The organism is Ancylobacter mangrovi (assembly GCF_024752335.1).
In the GTDB taxonomy this organism is placed as follows: Bacteria; Pseudomonadota; Alphaproteobacteria; order Rhizobiales; family Xanthobacteraceae; genus Ancylobacter; species Ancylobacter mangrovi.
Genome location: NZ_JANTHY010000002.1, coordinates 590,091 through 609,508, shown reverse-complemented (window position 1 = coordinate 609,508; position 19,418 = coordinate 590,091). Strand labels below are relative to the sequence as shown.

20 protein-coding genes and 1 tRNA gene are annotated in these 19,418 nt (G+C 69.3%); 11 read left to right on the top strand and 10 right to left on the bottom strand.

Features of this window, described 5'->3' with window-relative positions; all coding sequences use genetic code 11:
* Positions 1 to 168: 168 nt before the first annotated feature.
* Entirely contained in the window at positions 169 to 444 is a 276-nt protein-coding gene (locus tag NVS83_RS08660; protein WP_258738952.1) for a hypothetical protein, read from the bottom strand.
* A 156-nt stretch (positions 445 to 600) separates the two neighbouring features.
* Between NVS83_RS08660 and NVS83_RS08655 the strand changes: the two genes are divergently transcribed.
* From NVS83_RS08655 to NVS83_RS08645, 3 genes are all read left to right on the top strand, one after another.
* Positions 601 to 1,740 (top strand): YihY/virulence factor BrkB family protein, encoded by a 1,140-nt coding sequence (locus tag NVS83_RS08655; protein ID WP_258738950.1) that lies wholly within the window; start codon positions 601 to 603, stop codon positions 1,738 to 1,740.
* A 172-nt stretch (positions 1,741 to 1,912) separates the two neighbouring features.
* A complete protein-coding gene (locus NVS83_RS08650) occupies positions 1,913 to 2,245 on the top strand; it encodes a hypothetical protein (protein ID WP_258738949.1) in 333 nt (110 codons plus the stop codon).
* Between the two features lie 132 nt (positions 2,246 to 2,377).
* On the top strand, positions 2,378 to 2,665 hold the full coding sequence (locus tag NVS83_RS08645; protein WP_258738948.1) for a hypothetical protein: 288 nt from the start codon (positions 2,378 to 2,380) through the stop codon (positions 2,663 to 2,665).
* A 30-nt stretch (positions 2,666 to 2,695) separates the two neighbouring features.
* On the opposite strand, the gene NVS83_RS08640 is transcribed toward NVS83_RS08645, so the two are convergent.
* The 4 genes from NVS83_RS08640 to NVS83_RS08625 form a co-directional block, all read right to left on the bottom strand.
* Positions 2,696 to 2,974: a DUF1488 family protein gene (locus NVS83_RS08640; RefSeq protein ID WP_258738947.1), complete on the bottom strand. Its 279-nt coding sequence runs from the start codon at positions 2,972 to 2,974 to the stop codon at positions 2,696 to 2,698.
* A gap of 86 nt (positions 2,975 to 3,060) precedes the next feature.
* Positions 3,061 to 3,270 (bottom strand): hypothetical protein, encoded by a 210-nt coding sequence (locus tag NVS83_RS08635; RefSeq protein ID WP_258738946.1) that lies wholly within the window; start codon positions 3,268 to 3,270, stop codon positions 3,061 to 3,063.
* A 186-nt stretch (positions 3,271 to 3,456) separates the two neighbouring features.
* Positions 3,457 to 3,678, bottom strand: coding sequence for a con-10 family general stress protein (locus NVS83_RS08630; RefSeq protein WP_258732113.1), 222 nt, complete (start codon positions 3,676 to 3,678; stop codon positions 3,457 to 3,459).
* A gap of 177 nt (positions 3,679 to 3,855) precedes the next feature.
* Positions 3,856 to 4,113 (bottom strand): hypothetical protein, encoded by a 258-nt coding sequence (locus tag NVS83_RS08625; RefSeq protein WP_258738945.1) that lies wholly within the window; start codon positions 4,111 to 4,113, stop codon positions 3,856 to 3,858.
* A 179-nt stretch (positions 4,114 to 4,292) separates the two neighbouring features.
* Between NVS83_RS08625 and NVS83_RS08620 the strand changes: the two genes are divergently transcribed.
* A complete protein-coding gene (locus NVS83_RS08620; RefSeq protein WP_258738944.1) occupies positions 4,293 to 5,438 on the top strand; it encodes a polysaccharide pyruvyl transferase family protein in 1,146 nt (381 codons plus the stop codon).
* A 163-nt stretch (positions 5,439 to 5,601) separates the two neighbouring features.
* Here NVS83_RS08620 and NVS83_RS08615 read toward each other — a convergent pair.
* Together NVS83_RS08615 and NVS83_RS08610 are read right to left on the bottom strand one after the other, a co-directional pair.
* A tRNA-Ala gene (locus NVS83_RS08615) sits at positions 5,602 to 5,677 on the bottom strand.
* Positions 5,678 to 5,836: 159 nt separating this feature from the next.
* On the bottom strand, positions 5,837 to 6,238 hold the full coding sequence (locus NVS83_RS08610) for a TIGR02300 family protein (protein WP_258738943.1): 402 nt from the start codon (positions 6,236 to 6,238) through the stop codon (positions 5,837 to 5,839).
* Between the two features lie 189 nt (positions 6,239 to 6,427).
* On the opposite strand from NVS83_RS08610, the gene aroA reads away from it, so the two are divergent.
* The 6 genes from aroA to rpsA all read left to right on the top strand — a co-directional run bounded on the left by aroA (position 6,428) and on the right by rpsA (position 14,271).
* Positions 6,428 to 7,846 carry a 3-phosphoshikimate 1-carboxyvinyltransferase gene (aroA, locus tag NVS83_RS08605; protein ID WP_258738942.1) on the top strand — a complete coding sequence of 473 codons (1,419 nt, stop codon included), beginning with the start codon at positions 6,428 to 6,430 and terminating at the stop codon, positions 7,844 to 7,846.
* Entirely contained in the window at positions 7,843 to 8,487 is a 645-nt protein-coding gene (gene cmk / locus NVS83_RS08600; RefSeq protein WP_258738941.1) for a (d)CMP kinase, read from the top strand. The genes aroA and cmk overlap by 4 nt, the downstream gene beginning before the upstream one ends.
* 5 nt (positions 8,488 to 8,492) lie before the next feature.
* Positions 8,493 to 8,942 carry a carboxymuconolactone decarboxylase family protein gene (locus NVS83_RS08595; RefSeq protein ID WP_258738940.1) on the top strand — a complete coding sequence of 150 codons (450 nt, stop codon included), beginning with the start codon at positions 8,493 to 8,495 and terminating at the stop codon, positions 8,940 to 8,942.
* A gap of 9 nt (positions 8,943 to 8,951) precedes the next feature.
* A complete protein-coding gene (gene cobF, locus NVS83_RS08590; RefSeq protein ID WP_258738939.1) occupies positions 8,952 to 9,716 on the top strand; it encodes a precorrin-6A synthase (deacetylating) in 765 nt (254 codons plus the stop codon).
* Between the two features lie 158 nt (positions 9,717 to 9,874).
* The gene (locus NVS83_RS08585) at positions 9,875 to 11,944 is read left to right on the top strand and encodes a putative bifunctional diguanylate cyclase/phosphodiesterase (RefSeq protein WP_258738938.1); all 2,070 of its coding nucleotides are present in this window, start codon (positions 9,875 to 9,877) and stop codon (positions 11,942 to 11,944) included.
* 620 nt (positions 11,945 to 12,564) lie between these two features.
* Positions 12,565 to 14,271, top strand: coding sequence for a 30S ribosomal protein S1 (rpsA, locus tag NVS83_RS08580; protein ID WP_258738937.1), 1,707 nt, complete (start codon positions 12,565 to 12,567; stop codon positions 14,269 to 14,271).
* 749 nt (positions 14,272 to 15,020) lie between these two features.
* Here the strand turns inward: rpsA and hemH are convergent.
* Both hemH and NVS83_RS08570 read right to left on the bottom strand, forming a co-directional pair.
* Positions 15,021 to 16,094: a ferrochelatase gene (gene hemH, locus NVS83_RS08575; RefSeq protein ID WP_258738936.1), complete on the bottom strand. Its 1,074-nt coding sequence runs from the start codon at positions 16,092 to 16,094 to the stop codon at positions 15,021 to 15,023.
* A gap of 129 nt (positions 16,095 to 16,223) precedes the next feature.
* Entirely contained in the window at positions 16,224 to 16,928 is a 705-nt protein-coding gene (locus NVS83_RS08570; RefSeq protein ID WP_258738935.1) for a glutathione S-transferase N-terminal domain-containing protein, read from the bottom strand.
* 120 nt (positions 16,929 to 17,048) lie between these two features.
* Here NVS83_RS08570 and NVS83_RS08565 point away from each other — a divergent pair, with 120 nt between their 5' ends.
* On the top strand, positions 17,049 to 17,873 hold the full coding sequence (locus tag NVS83_RS08565; protein ID WP_258738934.1) for a pyrroline-5-carboxylate reductase family protein: 825 nt from the start codon (positions 17,049 to 17,051) through the stop codon (positions 17,871 to 17,873).
* A gap of 27 nt (positions 17,874 to 17,900) precedes the next feature.
* On the opposite strand, the gene NVS83_RS08560 is transcribed toward NVS83_RS08565, so the two are convergent.
* On the bottom strand, positions 17,901 to 19,328 hold the full coding sequence (locus NVS83_RS08560) for a homospermidine synthase (protein WP_258738933.1): 1,428 nt from the start codon (positions 19,326 to 19,328) through the stop codon (positions 17,901 to 17,903).
* Between the last annotated feature and the right edge of the window lie 90 nt (positions 19,329 to 19,418).

The following is a 19,418-nucleotide window of genomic DNA, read 5'->3' as shown; positions in this document are numbered from 1 at the left end:
GCCGCCGATCGGGGCGGCGGGAGGCTGTCAGCATGGCGGGACCGACCCCGGGCAGGGCGCGTGAGGGCGCGCCAGGGCGCGCAAGACAAGCATCCTCCCCGCGATCCGCTCACGGTGGAACGATGCCGGGGTCAGCCGTCCGGGTACCGGTTGCCGGTCGCGCGTGCCTTACGGCGCCATGATCTGCGGCGTGCCGCAATTGGGCGGCACGCAGTCCGGCAGCTTGATCTTCGCCGCCTGTCCCTCGGGCGCGGGGCCCGGCGGCGGCTGCACCACGCCGGTCCGCGGCGAGGGCTCGGACGGGCCGTCCATCAGGGTCGGCTCGTCCTGCAGCGTGGTCGCGTTCGGCGGGCTCAGGCCCTTCAGGGTCTGGGCGGACGCGGCGCCGGCGAGCCCGCATGCCATCAGGCCGGCCAGGAGCCAGGTAAGCGATGTCCTCTTCATGCCGCCCTCCATTCTGGTGTGCCTAGGGTAGAGGATATGACGCCTTCCGTCAGCATTTCGTGACGGCCCGCCGGCCCCTTGCGCACCCGCCCGCACGCTGGAACCTTGCCCGACTGTCCCTGTTGACCAGACACAGCCATTCGAGGGGGATCATTCGTGACCGCACGGAGCAGGACCGACGGACTGGTCGTCGCGGGCGCGCTGGCGACCATCACGCTTGCCGCCCTGCTGCAGCTTCGGGTCGACCGGAGCGCGCCCGCCAACGGCCGCGCGCCGGGCGCCTCGCCGCCGCTGCCGCCGTCCTTTCCCGCCGGCGTGCCCGTGGCGGATGACGGCGCGAGCGCCTTCGCAGGCGCGGGGCGCGGGCGCCTCGCCACCGCGCCGGACGAGATCACGCCCTCGGGCTGGCGCGACATCGCGCTGCGCATCTACGCCAACATCTCCGAGCACCGCGTGCTCGCCATCGGCGCCGGCGTCACCTTCTATTCCATCCTGGCGCTGTTTCCGGCCGTCGCCGCCTTCGTCTCGCTGTTCGGCCTGTTCGCGCAGCCTTCCGAGGTCATCGCCGAGATGGGCCAGTGGCGCGGCATCCTGCCGGACGGCGCGATCGAGGTGATCGGCGGCCAGGTGCAGCGCATCGCCTCGACCGGCGATGCATCGCTCGGGCTCGCCTTTTTCTTCAGCCTGGCGCTGGCGATCTGGAGCGCCAATGCCGGCATGAAGGCGCTCTTCGACGCCCTCAACATCGTCTATGTCGAGCGCGAGAAGCGCAGCTTCCTGGTGCTGAACGCGGTGTCGCTGGTCTTCACCGTCGGCGCCATCGTCATCATGCTCGCCGCCATGGGGGCGGTGGTGGTGCTGCCCATCGTCCTCGCCTATGTGCCGATGGGCGGCGGGGAGCTCCTCCTGCGCCTCGGCCGGTGGCCGGCGATGTTCGTGGTGCTCGCCTTCGCGCTGGCGCTGCTCTACCGCTACGGCCCGAGCCGCGCCAATGCGCGCTGGCGCTGGCTCAGCGTGGGCAGCATCGCGGCCGCCTTCTTCTGGATGGCCGCCTCGATGGGCTTCTCCTGGTACGCAACCAACTTCGCCAGCTACAACGAGACCTATGGCTCGCTGGGCGCCATCATCGGCTTCATGGTCTGGATCTGGATCTCGACGGTGGTGATCCTGATCGGCGCCGAGCTGAACGCGGAGACCGAGCACCAGACCGCGCGCGACACCACGACCGGCACGCCGATGCCGCTCGGCCTGCGCGGGGCGACGATGGCCGACACGATCGGCCAGACCCCGCCCTGAGCGCGCCCGCCCTGAGCGCCCTGAGCACTCGGGCCCGGCCCTTTCTCACGTCCGCGCGAGGAAATTTCGTCCGCCCCTCCCAACCGGCATGCGCGCCCTAGATCACGAGCCGAAGGGCACGCCTCGTGCCCGCGAGGCAGGACGGGAGGATGCCGTGGACAGGCGGACGTTCTTGATTGCTTTCTGCGAGATGGGCGCGGCCGCCGCCGGCGCCGTGGCGCTCGGTTCGCTCGCCGCCGGCCCGGCCGGTGCGGCGGTGCTGACCGGCGCCGGAAACCTGCCGGCACCCGGCGCGGAGGAGCTTGTCCCGGAGGTCCCTGCCCCGGAACGCCTCGCCCCGGAGGGATTCGCCGGCGCGGCGCCGGACGGCACCCCGGCCGAAGAGGCCTACTGGGTCTGGCGCAACGGGCGCCGCATCTGGGTCCAGCCCCGACGCCGGCGCCGGCGCGTCTGCCGCAATGTGCGGGTGCGTGGCCGCTGGGTCCGCCGCTGCTGGTGGCGGTGAACGGCTGACGCCGCGCGGCCCTCTGGCTCGCCCATTGGCCGTGCGCGTGCCGACCCGCGACCTTTTGCCGGGCTATGCGCGGCGGAACGGCGCGCGCGTGCCGGCGTTGGCCCGAAAACAGGAGGCCTCGCCATGAAGATGGGCATATGGATTGTGGGCGGCATGCTGGCCTTCGGCCCGCTCGGCCCCGCCCTCGCGCAGACCGCGGCCGACCCGGCGCGCGACGGCAGCACCCCGCAGACCGGCGCTCCTCAGACGGGCGTCCCGCCTGCGGGCAGCCCGACGCAGCCGGACCGCTCGCCCGAGACCGGGGTGCTTCAGCCCCCGCCCGGGCCGCCGCCGCAGGGCGAGGCGGCGGATACGAAGCTGCCGCAATGCGGGCCCGGCAAGTGCGGCACGCCGCAGATCATGCAGCCCTGACCGCGGTCATTCGCGTGCGCTCCCGCACGTTCATTCCTGGATGATATCCGCCGCCTTCAGCCGCAGCACGCCGTCCGGCGCGCCGGACGCATCGACTTTGCGCATCGCGGCGGCCTCGATGCCGGTGCGGTGCTCCTCGAAGCGCGCGAGCCGGTCGGCCCGGCTGGCGGCTTCGCTGTCGCCCAGCCGGTCGAGCACGTCCCAGCCGACGAGGCAGGTGATCAGGTCCTTGTCCCCGCGCAGCCGGAAACGGATCTCGCGGCTGTCGGGAAGGTCGTCGGCCGGCATGGCGGAATGATGCAGAACCATCGCATGGCCTCCCTGTTTCAACAGGACAACCGGCCAGCGCGGAAGAAGTTCGGAAATCGGCTCCGCCAAACGCCAACGACCTGCTGTCAGCGCGGTGTGCGGCAGGCCCGCACCAGCGCCGCGACCGCGAGCAGCACCGCAGACGCCGTGACGCCGGCCGCCACCACCCCGGCCGGCGTCCAGCGCGCGGTCGCGTGGATGGTCATGTTCTTGCCGAGCCGCACGTCCCATACCGCCTTCATCTCCTCGGGGTGGTAGGGGGTGGCCGGCTCGTCGATCTGGAGATCCTCGCTCATCGTGCCCTCTCGCGGCTCGAAGCGGCCCGTCGGCCGGGCCTGCCGATGCCGCAGCGTGGCACATGCGCGCAGTGCCGACCATCGGGCGCTCATCGTCGATCGCCGCCGGGCGCCGGACGCGCGATGCCCGCCCCGGCCGGAGCCGGAGCGGGCAGCATGTCGCACATGTCTTTGCAGGCCGGAAAGCTACTTCTGGCCGCCCTTGTGGCCGGCGTCGCGGGCGCGGTCACGGTCGTTGGAGAAGTTGCCGGGGTTGCCGGACTGGCCGCCCTGCTGGCGATTGTCGCCGCCGGACTGGCTGTGCTGCTGGGCGGGGGAATGCTCGGCGCCCTTGCGACCGGCTTCGCCGGCCTTGTCGCGGTTGTCGGCGACGTTGCCGGAACCACCGCGATGCTGCTGGTTGGTCATGGGGAAATCTCCTCGATGGATCTGCCCCCCGGCTAACAACGGCCGGATCGGAACCTCGTTCCAGGGTAAAATCGGAAGCGCCGACCTGCCCTAAGGGACGCTGTCGCCAAGCCTTTTCGAGCCGCAGCCTTCAAGGCCCCGGCGCCGGGCTCTCCGGCGCGCGGGCCTGGCTCCGTCTCAGCCCCGGCCGGCGATGATCCCGTTGGCCTCCGCCCACCAGATGAAGGCGTTCGCGGCCTCGAGGCACTCTTCCGAATCGGCCGCGCTCTGCAGCCGGCGGATGAGGCCGTCATAGTCGCCCCTGGGATGTAGATTGGCCTGGGCGAAGGCCAGCGCCTCGTCCAGCGTGTCGATGTCGAACACCGCCGACCCCGCGCGCACGCGCACCGGCGGCATGGGGACGGGCACGGCAGGCTGCATTTCGCCGATCGTCATGGCGGCAACTCCCGTTTTGCTGAAACCATCGGAGTCAACCCTCCACAGCCCCGCACGTTCCGCCGCGCGAGCGGGTGCGGGCCCGCATCATGACCCCATCCCCCGATGGCGCGGTGAAGTGCTCTCTCCGCCACGGCCGAAAAACGATTGGAAACGGCGCGCGCCGATAGATTTCATACGTGGTCAAAGCATTGTTTGCCGTCGACCAAAGATATAGGCTTTATCTCTTTGTATCCCGAACCATACGGGAGTGCCTCATGGCTGTTACTTTCGCCGAGATCGTAGAGCGTACGGGTAGTATTCCACTCTCCTGGGCCGGCTCGACTTTGCAGATGAATTATCTCAATTTTGGCGACGCTTTGAGCCCCGTCATGGTCTCGCTATTGGCCGGGAAGCCGGTCCACCGCGTTCCGACGAAGTCGCTCACGCCGCGCATGGCGGCGGTGGGCACCATCGGTCATGGCTTTTCCGGCGGCGATGTCTGGTTCTGGGGCACCGGATGCTCGAACTGGCGCAATCCGGGCAAGCCCGAAGCCGAGCGCGAGCCTTTCGTGCCGTCGGCCGATTCGCGCTTCCATGTGAATGCCACGCGCGGTCCGGTTTCGGAGCGGCTGCTCGGCGGCGGGAGCGGCGGGACGGGCATCTATGGCGACCCCGTCTGGCTGCTGCCGCGCTTCTACGACCGCCCGGTCGCCAAGAAGTGGAAAATCGGCGCGGTGCTGCATCTGTCCGAGCTTGCCAACCGCGAGATGGATGCAAAGCCGCTTCCCGAGCTCGAGCGCTATCTCATTCCGGACGAGCTGCGCGACGACGTCCATCTCATCACCACCGTGGCGCCGGTCTCGATCGACGGGCTGCGGGACAAGGTGGACGAGATCCGCGCCTGCGAGCGCATCGTCTCGACCAGCCTGCACGGCATGGTCATCGCGGAAAGCTACGGCATTCCCTGCCTGTATTTCTCGCCGTCCGGCCGTACGCCGGGCGTCGACGTGTTCGATCTCGACGCCGATCCGACGCTCGATCTGCGGCTCATCGATCTGTATCGAGGCCTCGGGCGTTCGCGGCTGTGCGTCTATGTCCAGCCGCGCAAGGAGGCGACGGACTGGCCGGCCCTGATGCGCGCCATCGACGCGAGCTGGGACCCAATCGACCTGCAGGACGCCGACGCGCTGGTGGCCGCGCTGCCGCTGGAGGTCGCGCCGCTGTCGGCGCAGCCGGGCGAGACGATCTGGGAGCATCCGCTGCTGCGCTCGCTGGTGCTTCAGCACGACGTCGCGCAGCTCCGGCGCGACGACAAGGCAGCCGCGCTGCGCCTCAGCGCCTGAGCGGTCCGGACGGCGCGCCACGACGGCCGATTCGCTTCACCGGTCGGCGGCGAGGCCATCGCAACTCATGTCGCGGGCGAGATCGGCTTCACGCGCGACGGTGCCGAGCCGCAGCCGTCCAGCGGGGCGGGATGGCGGGTTATTCTTGATCGATGGGGGAGACTGGTGGAGCCAGGCGGAATCGAACCGCCGACCTCTTGAATGCCATTCAAGCGCTCTCCCAACTGAGCTATGGCCCCACCGGGGGTTGCCGGGTGCGCGGGCGCTTTGGGCGCCTCGCCTTGGGTTTCTCCCGGCGTGTCGCCCCGGAACCAACCGGAGCGGACGGTCGTAAAGCACATGGCGGATGAGACTGCAAGCCTCCACTGTGCGGCTTGCCTGTCGTCCCCAGCGCTTTTTCAGCTTTCCTCGTCGTCCTCGATGCCGTCGCCGATCAGATCGGTCACGTCATCCTCGCCGTCCTCGTCTTCTTCGAGGAAGGTGTCGTCGTCATCGGATTCGACGTCCTCGTCGATCTCGATGTCGTCGTCGGACGCGGCGGGCGCCTTCGCGTTGGAGCTGGTGGCCTCCTCGTCGGCCTCTTCCAGCGACACGATCTCGACGTCCTCGTTCTCCTCCGATTCGGTTTCCGTCTCGGCGGTGGGACGAGGCGTGTCGGGTCGCCCGCCACGTGCCACCGGCACGGCGATCGGGACGACCTGCCCGGTATAGGGCGAGATCACGGGGTCCTTGTTCAGGTCGTAGAACTTCCGCCCGGTGACCGGGCAGACGCGTTTGGTGCCTAAATCAGGTTTCACCACGGTTCGGAACCTCAGAAAGTGGTGACGAAAGGGTGCTCCCATTGAACCGGCGGCTTCGAGGAGTCAAGCCGCATTTGCTTTCTCGTGACGCCAATGACGGCCTCGTGCTAGGACGGCGCCCGTTCACCGCCGGCGCGACCCCCGCGAGGAGGCCCTCACATGGATACCGCGCGGCAGAAAGGGCGTCAGATGAGCACCACCGCTTCCCCGTCTTCCGCCAGGGACGCCGCCCCCGCGAAGGATGCGGCATCCAGCGGTCATGGAAGCGCACCGCTCCCCGCCCGCGCCTCCCGCTCCGGCCCGCTCGCGGGCACGATCGAGGTGCCGGGCGACAAGTCGGTGTCGCACCGGGCGCTGATCTTCGGCACGCTGGCGGTGGGCGAGACCGAGATCACCGGCCTGCTGGAAGGCGAGGACGTGCTCAACACGGCGCGCGCCTGCGCCGCCCTCGGGGCCAATGTCGAGCGGCTCGGCCCGGGCGCCTGGCGGGTGCGCGGCGTTGGTGTCGGCGGGCTTCAGGCGCCGGACGGCCCGCTCGACTTCGGCAATGCGGGCACCGGCTCGCGGCTGATGATGGGCGTGGTCGCCGGCAACCCGATCACCGCGACCTTCGACGGCGACGCCAGCCTTCGCAAGCGGCCGATGCGCCGCATCCTCGACCCGCTGGAGAAGATGGGCGTCGAGGTGCTGGACGAGGCCGAAGGCGGGCGCCTGCCGCTGACGCTGCGCGGCCCGCGCGACCTGATCCCGATCACCTATGAGAGCCCGGTCGCCTCGGCGCAGATCAAGTCGGCGGTGCTGCTCGCGGGCCTCGGCGCACCCGGCGAGACGACGCTGATCGAGAAGGAGGCGAGCCGCGACCACACCGAGCGCATGCTCGCCCATTTCGGCGCCGAGGTGCGGGTCGAGCCGCATGGCGCGCATGGCCGCAAGGTCACGCTGAAGGGCCGCCCTGAGCTGAAGCCGGCGCCGGTGCGCGTGCCGGCCGATCCTTCCTCGGCCGCCTTCCCGCTGGTGGCGGCGCTGATCGTTCCCGGATCCGAGGTGACCATCCGCGGTGTGATGACCAACCCGCTGCGCACCGGACTCCTGACCACGCTTCAGGAGATGGGCGCGGCGATCGAGTTCCTCGACGCCCGGACCGAGGGCGGGGAGAGCGTCGCGGATCTGCGCGTGCGGGCCTCGGCGCTGAAGGGGGTCGACGTGCCGGCGGCGCGCGCGCCCTCGATGATCGACGAATACCCCGTGCTCGCCGTTGCCGCCGCCTGCGCGGAGGGTACCACCCGCATGCGCGGCCTGTCCGAACTCCGCGTCAAGGAATCCGACCGTCTCGCCGCCGTCGCCGCGGGGCTGGAGGCGGGGGGCGTCGCGTTCGCGATCGAGGGCGACGACCTCGTCGTCGAGGGCCGCGGCCGCGTTCCCGGCGGCGGCACGGTGGCGACCCACATGGACCATCGCATCGCCATGAGCTTCCTGATGATGGGGCTCGTCGCCGAAAAGCCGATGACGATCGACGACGTCTCCTTCATCGCCACCAGCTTTCCCGACTTCGTGCCGCTGATGACCGGGCTCGGCGCGGACATCGCGCTCGCCGGGGACGCGGCGTGATCATCGCCATCGACGGGCCGGCCGCCTCGGGCAAGGGCACCGTCGCCCGGGCGCTGGCGGCGCGGTTCGGCCTGCCCCATCTCGACACCGGCCTGCTCTATCGCGCGGTCGGGTTCGCGGCGCTGACGCGCGGCCTCGATCTCAAGGACGCCGCCGCCCTCGCCGCGCTGGCGGGGGAGCTCGACCTCGCCGCCTTCGATCCCGAGGCGCTGAAGTCCGGGCCGGTGGGCGAGGCGGCCTCGCGCGTCGCCGCCCTTCCGCAGGTGCGCGCGGCGCTGTTGAAGCTGCAGCGCGATTTCGCCGCCCGGCCGGGCGGGGCGGTGCTGGACGGGCGCGACATCGGCACCGTCATCGCGCCGCAGGCCGAGGTGAAGATCTTCGTCACCGCGAGCCCGGAGGCGCGCGCCGCCCGGCGCTATCGCGAGCTTTCCCAGCGCGGCGAGGCGGTGAGCGAGACGACGGTGCTGGAGGACATCCGCCGGCGCGACGCGCGCGACAGCGGCCGCGCCAGCGCCCCGCTGGTCAAGGCGCCCGACGCCGTCGAGCTCGACAACACCGCGCTCAGCGCGGCCGAGAGCGTCGCTCGCGCGCTCGAGATCGTCGCGGCCCGCACCGCCCCTCCCGCCCCCGGAATGGAGTGAGCCGCATGGCCGACGAGACCCGCCCCGGCGACGGGGCCCTGTCCCGCGACGACATCGGCGACGAACGCCTCGCCCGTGGCAAGGCGCAGCTCGCGCGCATCACCGGCCGCTCCGGCGAGGAGGTGATGGCCGCGCTCGCCGACGTCGCCCCGGACTTCGCGCGCTACATCTTCGAGTTCGGCTATGGCGACATCTATTCGCGCCCGGGCCTCGACCTGCGCACGCGCCTGCTCGCCACCGTGGCCGGGCTGGTCTGCCTCGGCCATGCCCAGCGCGAGCTGGAGGTGCATATCGGCTCGGCGCTGAACTGCGGGGCGAGCCGGCAGGAGGTGATCGAGACCATCATGCAGATGGCGCTCTATGCCGGCTTCCCCGCCGCGCTCGATGCGCTGTTCGTGGCGCGCAAAGTGTTCGACGCGCGCGAGGAGGCCGGCACGTCGCCGGCGCAGGGCTGAGGAAGGCCGATGCGGCGCGTTCTCGTCATCGGCATCGGCATGGGCGACCCCGCCGCGCTGACCCTTCGCGCGGTGGAGGCGATCAACCGCGCCGACGTGTTCTTCTTCCTCGACAAGGGCGAGGCGGCCGCCGAGCTGATCGAGATGCGCGAGGCGATCCTGCGCACCCATCGCCGCGCGCCGTGGCGCTCGGTCACCGCCGCCAGCCCGAAGCGCTCGGCCGAGAGCGGCTACCGCGCCGGGGTCGAGGCCTGGCACGCCGCGCGGGCGGAGATCTTCGCGCGGCTGATCGACGAGGAGATCGCGCCGGACGGGGTCGGCGCCTTCCTCGTCTGGGGCGACCCGATGCTCTACGATTCGACGCTGCGGGTGCTCGACACCGCCCGCTCCGTAACTGCGCCCGCCGCCCCGCCATTCGAGGTCGAGGTGGTCCCGGGCATCTGCGCGATCCAGGCGCTGTGCGCCGCGCACGCGATCCCGCTCAACGGCATCGGCGAGCCGGTGGAGGTGACCACCGGCCGGCGCGTCGCCGGCGCGACGCCCGAGGCCCCCGCCTTCGTGGCGCTGCTCGACGACGGCACCGGCCTTCGCGCGCTGATCGAGCGCGGCTGGGCCGGGCGCGTGTGGTGGGGGGCTTATCTCGGCACGCCCGACGAGGTCCTTCTGGCCGGGCCGTTGGCCGAGGTGGGCGAGGCGATCCTTGCCCGGCGCGCCGAGGTGAGGGCGCGCAAGGGATGGGTGATGGACGTCTGGCTCGCCCGCCCCGACGTATGAAATACCGGCGAGAATTGACTCGCATTCAACTGCACTTGCGTGTAGATAGTCGCGCGCGCCACGATGACGGTAACCGTCGCTGTTCGGTCGGTCGGGGCCACATCTTCGACATTCCATGAATGTGGACTTCGCGCGGCGGGCGCCGGGGTGGTCAATAGATGCGTGTTCTCACCTGCCTCGTGGCGTTCCATGACCTGCGTCTGGTGGCACTTGCCGCGCTCGTCTGCCTCGGCGGCGGCTATGTGACGATCGAGCTGTTCCGGCGCGCGCAGGAGCGCACCGGCATCCAGCGCGGCGGGTGGATTTTCATGGCTGCCGTCGCCGCCGGCTGCTCGGTCTGGTGCACGCATTTCATCGCCATCCTCGCCTACCGCACCGACATTCCCGCCCAGTACGACCCGGTGCGCACCCTGGCCTCGCTGCTGGTCATGATCGCCGGCGGCGCGCTGGCCTTCTTCATGATCCACGCCCCCTCGTTCGCCCGCACCACCCTGTCCGGCGTGGTGCTCGGCCTGTCGGTCTCGGCCATGCACTATCTCGGCATGTTCGCCTACAGCGTCGACGGCTTCGTGCAGTGGGACCCGACCTATGTGGTGCTGTCGGTCGTCGCGGCGCTCGGCTTCGGCATCGTCTTCGCCCATGCGGTGGCGGCCGGGCATCGCTGGATCGCGCTCGCCGCGTTCACCTCCAGCGTGGTCACGCTGCACTTCACCGGCATGGCGGCGGTCACGGTGACGGCGCTCGCGCCGGCGGGGGCCGGGGCCACGGGCGGCACCGAGGGGCTGGCGGTCGCGGTCACCGGCGGCCTGCTGCTGCTGCTCGGCACCGGCGTGGCGAGCTATCTGATCGATTCCGACGTCACCGAGCAGAACGTCGACACGCTGCGCCGGCTGGCGCTTAGCGACGGGCTGACCGGCCTGCCCAACCGCACCCATTTCGTCGGCCGGCTCGATGCCGAGCTCGCTCGCGCGAGCGCGCAGGCGGGCAAGCTCGCCGTCGCCATCATCGACCTCGACAAGTTCAAGGAGGTCAACGACCTCTACGGCCACGATGCCGGCGATTCGGTGCTGCGCATCGTCGCCGGGCGCTTTTCCGCCATGTTGCAGGAGGGCGAGCTGATCGCCCGCATGGGCGGCGACGAGTTCGCCGCCGTGAAGCGCTTCTCGGCCGACGAGGAGGTCAAGGAGTTCGGCGTGCGGCTGGAGGAGGCGCTGTTCGAGCCGATCAGGCTCGGCGAGAGCGACATTCTCGGCGGCGGCAGCATCGGCCTGTCCATCTATCCCGACGATGGCGACACCAGCGCCCGGCTGGTCGGCAATGCCGACCTCGCCATGTACCGCGCCAAGTCCGACGTCACCCGCGCGGTCTGCTACTACGACGCCACCATGGACGAGGCGGCCCGCGCGCGGCGCGACCTCGCGGCCGAGATGCGGACCTCGCTCGAGGAGGGCCATTTCGCCCTGCACTACCAGGTTCAGACCGATTTCGAGCGCGGCGAGATCATCGGCTACGAGGCGCTGCTGCGCTGGAACCACCCCACGCGCGGCCTGATCGAGCCGGCCGAGTTCGTGCCGCTGGCGGAGGAGACCGGCCTCATTCTGCCGCTCGGCGAATGGGTGCTGCGCACCGCCTGCGCGGAAGCGGCGCGCTGGGACCCGCGCATGTCGATCGCGGTCAACATCTCCGCGGTCCAGCTCGGCCATATCGACCTGCCGCGCCTCGTCGCCGAGGTGCTGCGCGACACCGGCCTCGCCCCGGCGAGGCTGGAGCTCGAGATCACCGAGACCGCGATCATCCGCAACCGCTCCAAGGCGCTGCGGGCGATGGAGGGCATCCGCGCGCTCGGCGTGACGGTGGCCATCGACGATTTCGGCACCGGCTATTCCTCGCTGGCGACGCTGCGCACCTTTCCGTTCGACCGCATCAAGCTCGACCGCGCCTTCATCCGCGACCTCGCCACCGACCAGCAGTCGCTCGCCATCATGCGCGCGGTGCTCGCGCTGGGGCGCAGCCTCAACATCCGGGTGCTGGCGGAGGGGGTGGAGACGCGCGACCAGCTCGCCGTGCTGCAGGCGGAAGGCTGCACCCAGGCGCAGGGCTTCTATTTCGGCTACCCCTCGGCCCCGGCCCAGCTCGCGCCGGCGGGTGCCGGGCCGGCCGCCTCTGCCGCCGCGCCGCCGGCCGCGGCCGGCGGGTTGAATCTTGCCTTCCCCCTCCCCTTGCGCTAGGAACGGCGCGTCCGCGCGCCCTTACCTGAAGGTGGGCCGCCCGGGCGGGCCGGGGCGAGGCGAAGCGTCGCCCCTGTAGGAGGTAGCCCGCCGCGCCGTCGACCGGTCGCTCGGACGTGAGAGTTTCGGCCCTCGCCAAAGGCCGTCCACGATCCATATCAGGTGAGGCGTGCCGTCCCTGCCCTGCGCGTGCCCTTGTCGGCGTGCCGGGACGGACGATCGGCCGCCGCCGGCCCGACCTTCCGCACCGGCCTCCGGGCGGTCCGGTTCGGGCCTGCCAGGCCTCTCCAGCTTTTCCCGCGCGTGCCGTTGATACGGCAGCGGGAGGGCAGCGGGACGGATCGCCGGCCGATGGCGGGCAGGGGCATGTGACGGGCATCCGGTACGGCACCGCGCCGTGCCCGGCATCCACCCGCCATCCAGTATCGGAGCGTTGCGCATCGCCCGGGCGGCACCGTCCGGGATCGCCGCGTTCCGAAAGCGTCTACGCCGCCTTTTCCACGGCCACAGCGCCGGGCCCCGTGTTTCGGGGCAGCACCGGGATCGCCAGACCCGGTGCCCGTGGGAGAGGGGGCGCCCGACAACCCAACCGGCGCAATCCGTCTGGCTCAGGAGCTTATATGTCCGCAACCGAAACCGCACTTGCGTCCCGCGACGATTTCGCCGCGATGCTCGAGGAGAGCTTCTCCCACGCCGAGCCCGCCGAGGGCACGGTCGTCAAGGGCACCGTGGTCGCCATCGAGAAGGACCTCGCCATCATCGACATCGGTCTGAAGACCGAGGGCCGGGTGGCACTGCGTGAATTTGCCGGCCCCGGCCGCGACCAGGAAATCAAGGTCGGCGACGAGGTCGAGGTCTATCTGGAGCGTGTCGAGAACGCGCTCGGCGAGGCCGTCCTCTCGCGCGACAAGGCGCGCCGCGAGGAGAGCTGGGTCCGCCTCGAGAAGGCGTTCAACGCCCAGGAGAAGGTCTCCGGCGTGATCTTCAACCAGGTCAAGGGCGGCTTCACGGTCGACCTCGACGGCGCCGTGGCGTTCCTGCCGCGCTCCCAGGTCGACATCCGTCCGATCCGCGACGTCGGCCCGCTGATGCACAACCCGCAGCCGTTCCAGATCCTCAAGATGGACCGTCGCCGCGGCAACATCGTGGTCTCGCGCCGCACGGTTCTCGAAGAGACCCGCGCCGAGCAGCGCCACGAGCTGGTGCAGAACCTCGAAGAGGGTCAGGTCATCGACGGCGTGGTCAAGAACATCACCGACTACGGTGCGTTCGTCGACCTTGGCGGCATTGACGGCCTGCTGCACGTCACCGACATCGCCTGGCGGCGCGTGAACCACCCGACCGAGGTGCTCACCATCGGCCAGACGGTCAAGGTGAAGATCATCAAGATCAACCACGAGACCCACCGCATCTCGCTCGGCATGAAGCAGCTGCTCGGCGATCCGTGGGAGGGCATCGAGGCCAAGTACCCGGTCGGCGCCCGCTTCAAGGGCCGCGTGACCAACATCACCGACTACGGCGCGTTCGTCGAGCTGGAGCCGGGGATCGAGGGCCTGATCCACGTCTCCGAGATGAGCTGGACCAAGAAGAACGTCCACCCCGGCAAGATCGTCGCCACTTCGCAGGAAGTGGAAGTCGCGATCCTCGAGGTGGATCCGGTCAAGCGCCGCATCTCGCTGGGTCTCAAGCAGACCCTGCAGAACCCGTGGGAAGCCTTCGCCGAGAAGTACCCCTCGGGCGCGACGGTCGAGGGCGAGGTCAAGAACAAGACCGAGTTCGGCCTGTTCCTGGGCCTCGACGGCGACGTCGACGGCATGGTGCACCTGTCCGACCTCGACTGGAACCGTCCGGGCGAGCAGGTCATCGACGAGTTCAAGAAGGGCGATGTGGTCCGCGCCGTCGTGCTCGACGTCGACGTCGACAAGGAGCGCATCTCGCTCGGCGTGAAGCAGCTCGCCGGCGACCCCTTCCAGGACGCGGGCGAGCTCCGCAAGGGCGCGATCGTAACCTGCGAAGTGATCGACGTGAAGGAAGGCGGCGTCGACGTGAAGATCGTCGGCACCGACATGACCACCTTCGTCAAGCGCTCGGAACTGGCCCGCGACCGCGGCGACCAGCGTCCGGACCGCTTCGCGGTCGGCGAGAAGTTCGACGCCCGCGTCACCCTGTTCGATCGCAAGGCGCGCAAGGTGCAGGTCTCCATCAAGGCGCTCGAGATCGCCGAGGAGAAGGAAGCCGTGGCGCAGTTCGGCTCGCAGGATTCGGGCGCTTCGCTCGGCGACATCCTGGGCGCCGCGCTCAAGAAGGCGTCCGAGAAGACCGACTGATCGGAACGGCGCGGGGGCATCCGCCCCCGCCGCCTGACGGCCCCGAAAACGCGAACGGCCGGCGTGTCACCACGCCGGCCGTTTTGTTTTCAGCAATACGGGGCAGCCCGGCCGGCCTTTAGCCGACGTAGATACGGCAGCAACAAGCGGATCAGTCTTCACCGACCCAGACGTCGAACCTTCCCGTAGATGTATTCCGTGTCCACCGAAGTCGGTCAGGCTCGTCGTCAGCTACCCGCCGCATCAATGCAACGAAAGAAGAAATATTGACTAAGAATATAGATTTGGACACCTCATTATCGGATGTAACAAGAAACGATTCGCAACGATTAAGATCATCTATAACTTCTTGGAATACGAAGCTATGTATCACAATATTTAGAAGTCGCCGTACTGTAATTTCTGCATTTATGCCGGACTGGAAATCAAAAAAACGTTCAAGATGGGGGCTGTTTAATTGATTTATACCCTTACATTTTGATGGATATTTTGTGATGCTTATATCAGATTTAAGTATTTTGGTTGAAATTTTATGTGCATTATCGAGTTTTCTGATTATATATGCTGCCAAAAATATCTCCTTTTCGAGTTGAAAGGAGCGGCTCTCTGAGCATGTTCTTTTTTCACTACACCTCGCGATGACTTTCGCGGCGCGAGCAAGCTGCGACTTCCAAGGTGAGCTTTCGTATATCAAGGGTCTCTCCAGATCGACGCTCCGGGGACATCAGGCCCTACTCACGTGAATCTCGTCAGCCCAGCTCGGCCCAGCCCATCAGCTCGCGGCGCACCACCGTTTCCAGCACGTCCATGCCGGGTTCGGAATCGTTCAGGCAGTTGATGAAGTGGAACTTCTCGCCGCCATGGTGGTGGAAGATCTCGGCGTTCTCGCCGCCGATCTCCTCCAGCGTCTCCAGGCAGTCGGCGACGAAGCCGGGGGTGATGACGGCGAGCCGCTTCACGCCCGAGGTCGCCAGCGCCTCCACCGTCTTGTCGGTGTAGGGCTGCAGCCACTCGGCCTTGCCGAAGCGCGACTGGAAGGTGACGCGCAGCTTCTCCTCCGGCCAGCCCAGCCGCGCGCGCAGCAGCCGCGCGGTCTTGTGGCAGTAGCACTGGTAGGGGTCGCCCTTGTCGAAATAGTCCTTCGGAATGCCGTGGAACGAGGCCAGCACCAGCTCCGGCTCCCAGTCGAGCGCGCCGAGCGAGGTCTCGATCGATTGCGCCAGCGCGTCGATATAGGCCGGCTCGTCCGGCCAGGGCGGGGCGACCCGCAGCACCGGCTGCCAGCGCATCTTCTTCAGCGCGTCGAAGGCGGCGTCGCACACCGTCGCCGAGGTGGCGGCGGCGTATTGGGGATAGAGCGGCACCAGCAGGATGCGCTCGCAGCCGGCCTTCTGCAGCGCCTCGATGCGCGAGGCGATGGAGGGATTGCCGTAGCGCATCGCCCAGTCGAAGACGAGCCGCGGGTCCCGTCCCGACAGGCGCGCGGCGAGCTTTTCCGACTGCGCGCGGGTGATGGTGCGCAGCGGCCCCTCGTCGCGCTCCTTGTTCCAGATCGTCGCGTAGTCGCGGCCCTTGGCCTGCGGGCGCTTCGACAGGATGACGACGTTGAGCAGGAACCACCACAGCGCGCGGTTGACCTCGATCACGCGCCGGTCGGAGAGGAACTCCTTCAGGTAGCGGCGCATCGACCAGTAGTCGGTGCCGTCCGGCGTGCCGAGATTGACGATGAGCACGCCGATCTTCCCGAACGCGACCGGCGGGTGGCCTTCCGGCAGCGCGGCCGGGCTGCCCGCCGTCTGCGGCATGGGAACGGGCCTGTTCATCGCCAACACCTCACCTTCGCGCCGGAACCTCGGCTGCCGAGCTTATAGGGCAAATCCGCCGGGCTGCCATCACGCCCGCCGGGACGCGACAGCGCACCCGGCGGGCGTGATCGTCCCGGCCCGCGCGCGTCAGGGCCGCGGGGGAATGTTCAGCCCGCGCTCGACCGCCGGCCGGGCGAGGCCGCGCTCCAGCCAGGCCGGCACGTTCTTCAGCTCGTCATAGGCGACGAGCTCGCCCGCGCCGTAGAAGCCGACGAGGTTGCGCACCCAGCCGAGGCAGGCGATGTCGGCGATGGTGTAGTCCGCGCCCATGATCCATTCGCGCCCGGCGAGCCGGTCCTCCAGCACCCGGATCAGCCGCGCGCTCTCGGTGGCGTAGCGCTCGCGCGGACGCTTGTCCTCATAGGCGGCGCCGGCGAATTTGTGGAAGAAGCCGAGCTGGCCGAACATCGGCCCGAGGCCGGCCATCTGCCACATCACCCATTCGATGGTCTGGTAGCGCGCGGCCGGGTCCTGCGGCAGGAACCTGCCGGTCTTCTCCGCGAGATAGATCAGGATGGCGCCGGATTCGAACAGGCCGATCGGCTTTCCGCCCGGCCCGTCGGGGTCGAGTATGGCGGGGATCTTGCCGTTCGGGTTCAGCGAGAGGAACTCCGGCGTCCAGGTCTCATTGGCGCCGATATTGATGGTGTGCGCCTCGTAGGGCAGGCCGCTCTCCTCCAGCATGATCGAGACCTTCACGCCGTTCGGCGTCGGAAACGAATAGAGCTGGAGCTTGTCGGGATGCTGGGCGGGCCAGCGGGCGGCGATCGGGAAGGAGGAGAGATCGGGCAAGGCGGGGCTCCGGCAGGCGGGGGAATCCGGCTGCGGCGGGCGCCGCAGTCGCCGTATAGCTAGGCGCGGGGGGCGCGAGATGCCATGGTTGCCCGGCGCATATGGCGACCGGGGACGCAAATGGACGCGGGCGGGTCGGGTCTCGGACTTGGTATCGTCGGCTGCGGCCAGCTCGGCGGCGCCATCGCAGGAGCGCTGCTGCGCGCCGACGTCGTCGCCCCCGGCGAGCTGTGGATCTGCAACCGCAGCGGCCCGGCAGGCGAGCTCGCCGCCCATGAGGGCGTGCACTGGACCCGAGACCCGCAGGAGCTGGCCGCGCGGTGCGCGAGCGTCCTGCTGGCGCTGCCCCCGGCGGCGGGCCGGCGGCTGCGCCTCGACGTGCCGGACCGGCTCGTCGTCTCGGTCATGGCCGGCATCGACACCGGTCAGCTTCGCGCCATCGGCAATTCCGCCCGGGTGGTGCGGGCGATCTCGAACCCGGCGGCCGCGATCGGCCTCGCCTATTCGCCCTGGTTCGCCCCGGGCGGCCTGTCGCCGCCGGACCGGGCGACGGTGCTGCGCCTGTTCGAGGCCTGCGGCACCACCGACGAGGTGCCGGCTGAATCGCAGATCGACTGCTTCACCGCCCTCACCGGCCCGGTCCCCGGCTTCGTCGCCTATTTCGCCGAGTGCATGCAGGCCTATGCGCAGGGGCAGGGCGTCGAGCCCGAGGTGGCGGCGCGCGCGGTCAGGCAGCTCTTCCTCGCCGCCGGGCGGATGATGGCGGCGTCGGACACGCCGCCCGCCGGCTTCGTGCAGGAGATGGTCGACTATGCCGGCACCACGGCGGCGGGGCTCGAGGCGATGCGCGCCTCGCCGCTGTCATGGCTGGTCGCCGAGGGGCTGGAGGCCGCGCGCCGGCGCTGCCTCACCATCGGCGGCGAGCCGCCGGCGCCGGACGACTGAGGAGCATCGCGGCGCCGGGCCCGCGCCTCACCGCACCAGTATGTTGCGGAACTGCCAGGGGTCGCTCTCGTCGATGTCTTCGGCGAAGAAGCCGGGGCGGTCGTCGAGCGGCGTCCAGTCGGTGTAGTAGCCCTTCACCGGGCCGAGATAGGGGCGCTGCACCTCGAGACAGCGCCGGTAGTCCATCTCGTCGGCCTCGACGATACCCGCCTCCGGGTTCTCCAGCGCCCACACCATGCCGGCCAGCACGGCGGAGCTCACCTGCAGCCCGGTGGCGTTCTGGTAGGGAGCGAGGTCGCGCGTCTCCTCGATGGTGAGCTGCGAGCCGTACCAGTAGGCGTTCTTGGCGTGGCCGTAGAGCAGCACGCCGAGTTCGTCCGCCCCGTCGACGATCTCGTGCTCGTCGAGGATCTTCCAGTCCTCCTGCACCTTGCCGGCGGCGCCGAACATCTCGTGCATCGACAGCACCGCGTCATTGGCCGGGTGGTAGGCGTAGTGGCAGGTCGGGCGGTAGACCACCTCGCCACCCTCGCGCAGGGTGAAGAAGTCGGCGATCGAGATCGATTCATTATGGGTGACGAGGAAGCCGTATTGCGGCCCCGGCGTCGGGCACCAGCTGCGCACGCGGGTGTTGGCGCCCGGCTGCAGCAGGTAGATCGCCGCCCCGCAGCCCTTATCGTGCGAGCGGGCATTGTCCGGCATCCAGCTCTCATGCGTGCCCCAGCCGAGCTCGGCCGGCTGCAGCCCCTCGGAGACGAAGCCGTCCACCGACCAGGTGTTGATGAACACGCCCATCGGCTTGGGGTCGCGCGCGCGCTGGGTGTCGCGCTCGGCGATGTGGATGCCCTTCACGCCGACCTGCTGCATCAGCCTGGCCCAGCCCTCGCGGGAGGTCGGCTCCTCGAAGGCGAGGCCGGTATCGGTGGCGATGTCGACCAGCGCCTGCTTCACGAACCAGGACACCATGCCCGGATTGGCACCGCAGCAGGCGACCGCCGTCGGGCCGCCGGGGCGCGAACGCTTGGCGTTCAGTAAAGTCTCCCGGAGCGCATAGTTGGTGCGATCCGCCGGGCCGGCGTCCCTGTCGAAATAGAAGCCGAACCAGGGCTCGACGACCGTGTCGACATAGAGCGCGCCGAGCTCGCGGGCGAGCTCCATGATGGCGACCGAGGAGGTGTCGACCGAGAGGTTGATGACGAAGCCGCGCCCGCCGGTCGTCAGCAGCGGGGTCAGGACCTCGCGATAATTGTCCTTGGTCACGGCCTGCTTCAGAAAGGTAACGCCGCGCTCGTCGAGCAGTGCGCGATCGTCATCCACGGGATCGATTACGGTGAGCCGGTCCTTGTCGAAGTCGAAATGCCTCTCGAGCAGGGGCAATGTGCCGCGACCGATCGAGCCGAAGCCGATCATCACGATGGGACCTTCGATTTTTCCGTAAACCGGCCATACCGACATTCTTGGGAAACCTCCGTGGGGTGTCATGTTGCTGGGGCGCGCACCATGGGGATCCCAGCCTGCCGCGTCAATGGTGACGCCGGTTTGACG

What these genes read in the sequence shown, in the direction of transcription:
- NVS83_RS08660 (WP_258738952.1), bottom strand. Translation starts at nt 444, where the DNA reads ATGAAGAGGACATCGCTTACCTGGCTCCTGGCCGGCCTGATGGCATGC.
- rpsA (WP_258738937.1), top strand. Translation starts at nt 12,565, where the DNA reads ATGTCCGCAACCGAAACCGCACTTGCGTCCCGCGACGATTTCGCCGCG.
- cobF (WP_258738939.1), top strand. Translation starts at nt 8,952, where the DNA reads ATGCGGCGCGTTCTCGTCATCGGCATCGGCATGGGCGACCCCGCCGCG.
- NVS83_RS08635 (WP_258738946.1), bottom strand. Translation starts at nt 3,270, where the DNA reads ATGAGCGAGGATCTCCAGATCGACGAGCCGGCCACCCCCTACCACCCC.
- NVS83_RS08585 (WP_258738938.1), top strand. Translation starts at nt 9,875, where the DNA reads ATGCGTGTTCTCACCTGCCTCGTGGCGTTCCATGACCTGCGTCTGGTG.
- NVS83_RS08645 (WP_258738948.1), top strand. Translation starts at nt 2,378, where the DNA reads ATGAAGATGGGCATATGGATTGTGGGCGGCATGCTGGCCTTCGGCCCG.
- NVS83_RS08640 (WP_258738947.1), bottom strand. Translation starts at nt 2,974, where the DNA reads ATGGTTCTGCATCATTCCGCCATGCCGGCCGACGACCTTCCCGACAGC.
- NVS83_RS08625 (WP_258738945.1), bottom strand. Translation starts at nt 4,113, where the DNA reads ATGACGATCGGCGAAATGCAGCCTGCCGTGCCCGTCCCCATGCCGCCG.
- NVS83_RS08560 (WP_258738933.1), bottom strand. Translation starts at nt 19,328, where the DNA reads ATGTCGGTATGGCCGGTTTACGGAAAAATCGAAGGTCCCATCGTGATG.
- NVS83_RS08630 (WP_258732113.1), bottom strand. Translation starts at nt 3,678, where the DNA reads ATGACCAACCAGCAGCATCGCGGTGGTTCCGGCAACGTCGCCGACAAC.
- NVS83_RS08565 (WP_258738934.1), top strand. Translation starts at nt 17,049, where the DNA reads ATGGACGCGGGCGGGTCGGGTCTCGGACTTGGTATCGTCGGCTGCGGC.
- aroA (WP_258738942.1), top strand. Translation starts at nt 6,428, where the DNA reads ATGAGCACCACCGCTTCCCCGTCTTCCGCCAGGGACGCCGCCCCCGCG.
- NVS83_RS08595 (WP_258738940.1), top strand. Translation starts at nt 8,493, where the DNA reads ATGGCCGACGAGACCCGCCCCGGCGACGGGGCCCTGTCCCGCGACGAC.
- hemH (WP_258738936.1), bottom strand. Translation starts at nt 16,094, where the DNA reads ATGAACAGGCCCGTTCCCATGCCGCAGACGGCGGGCAGCCCGGCCGCG.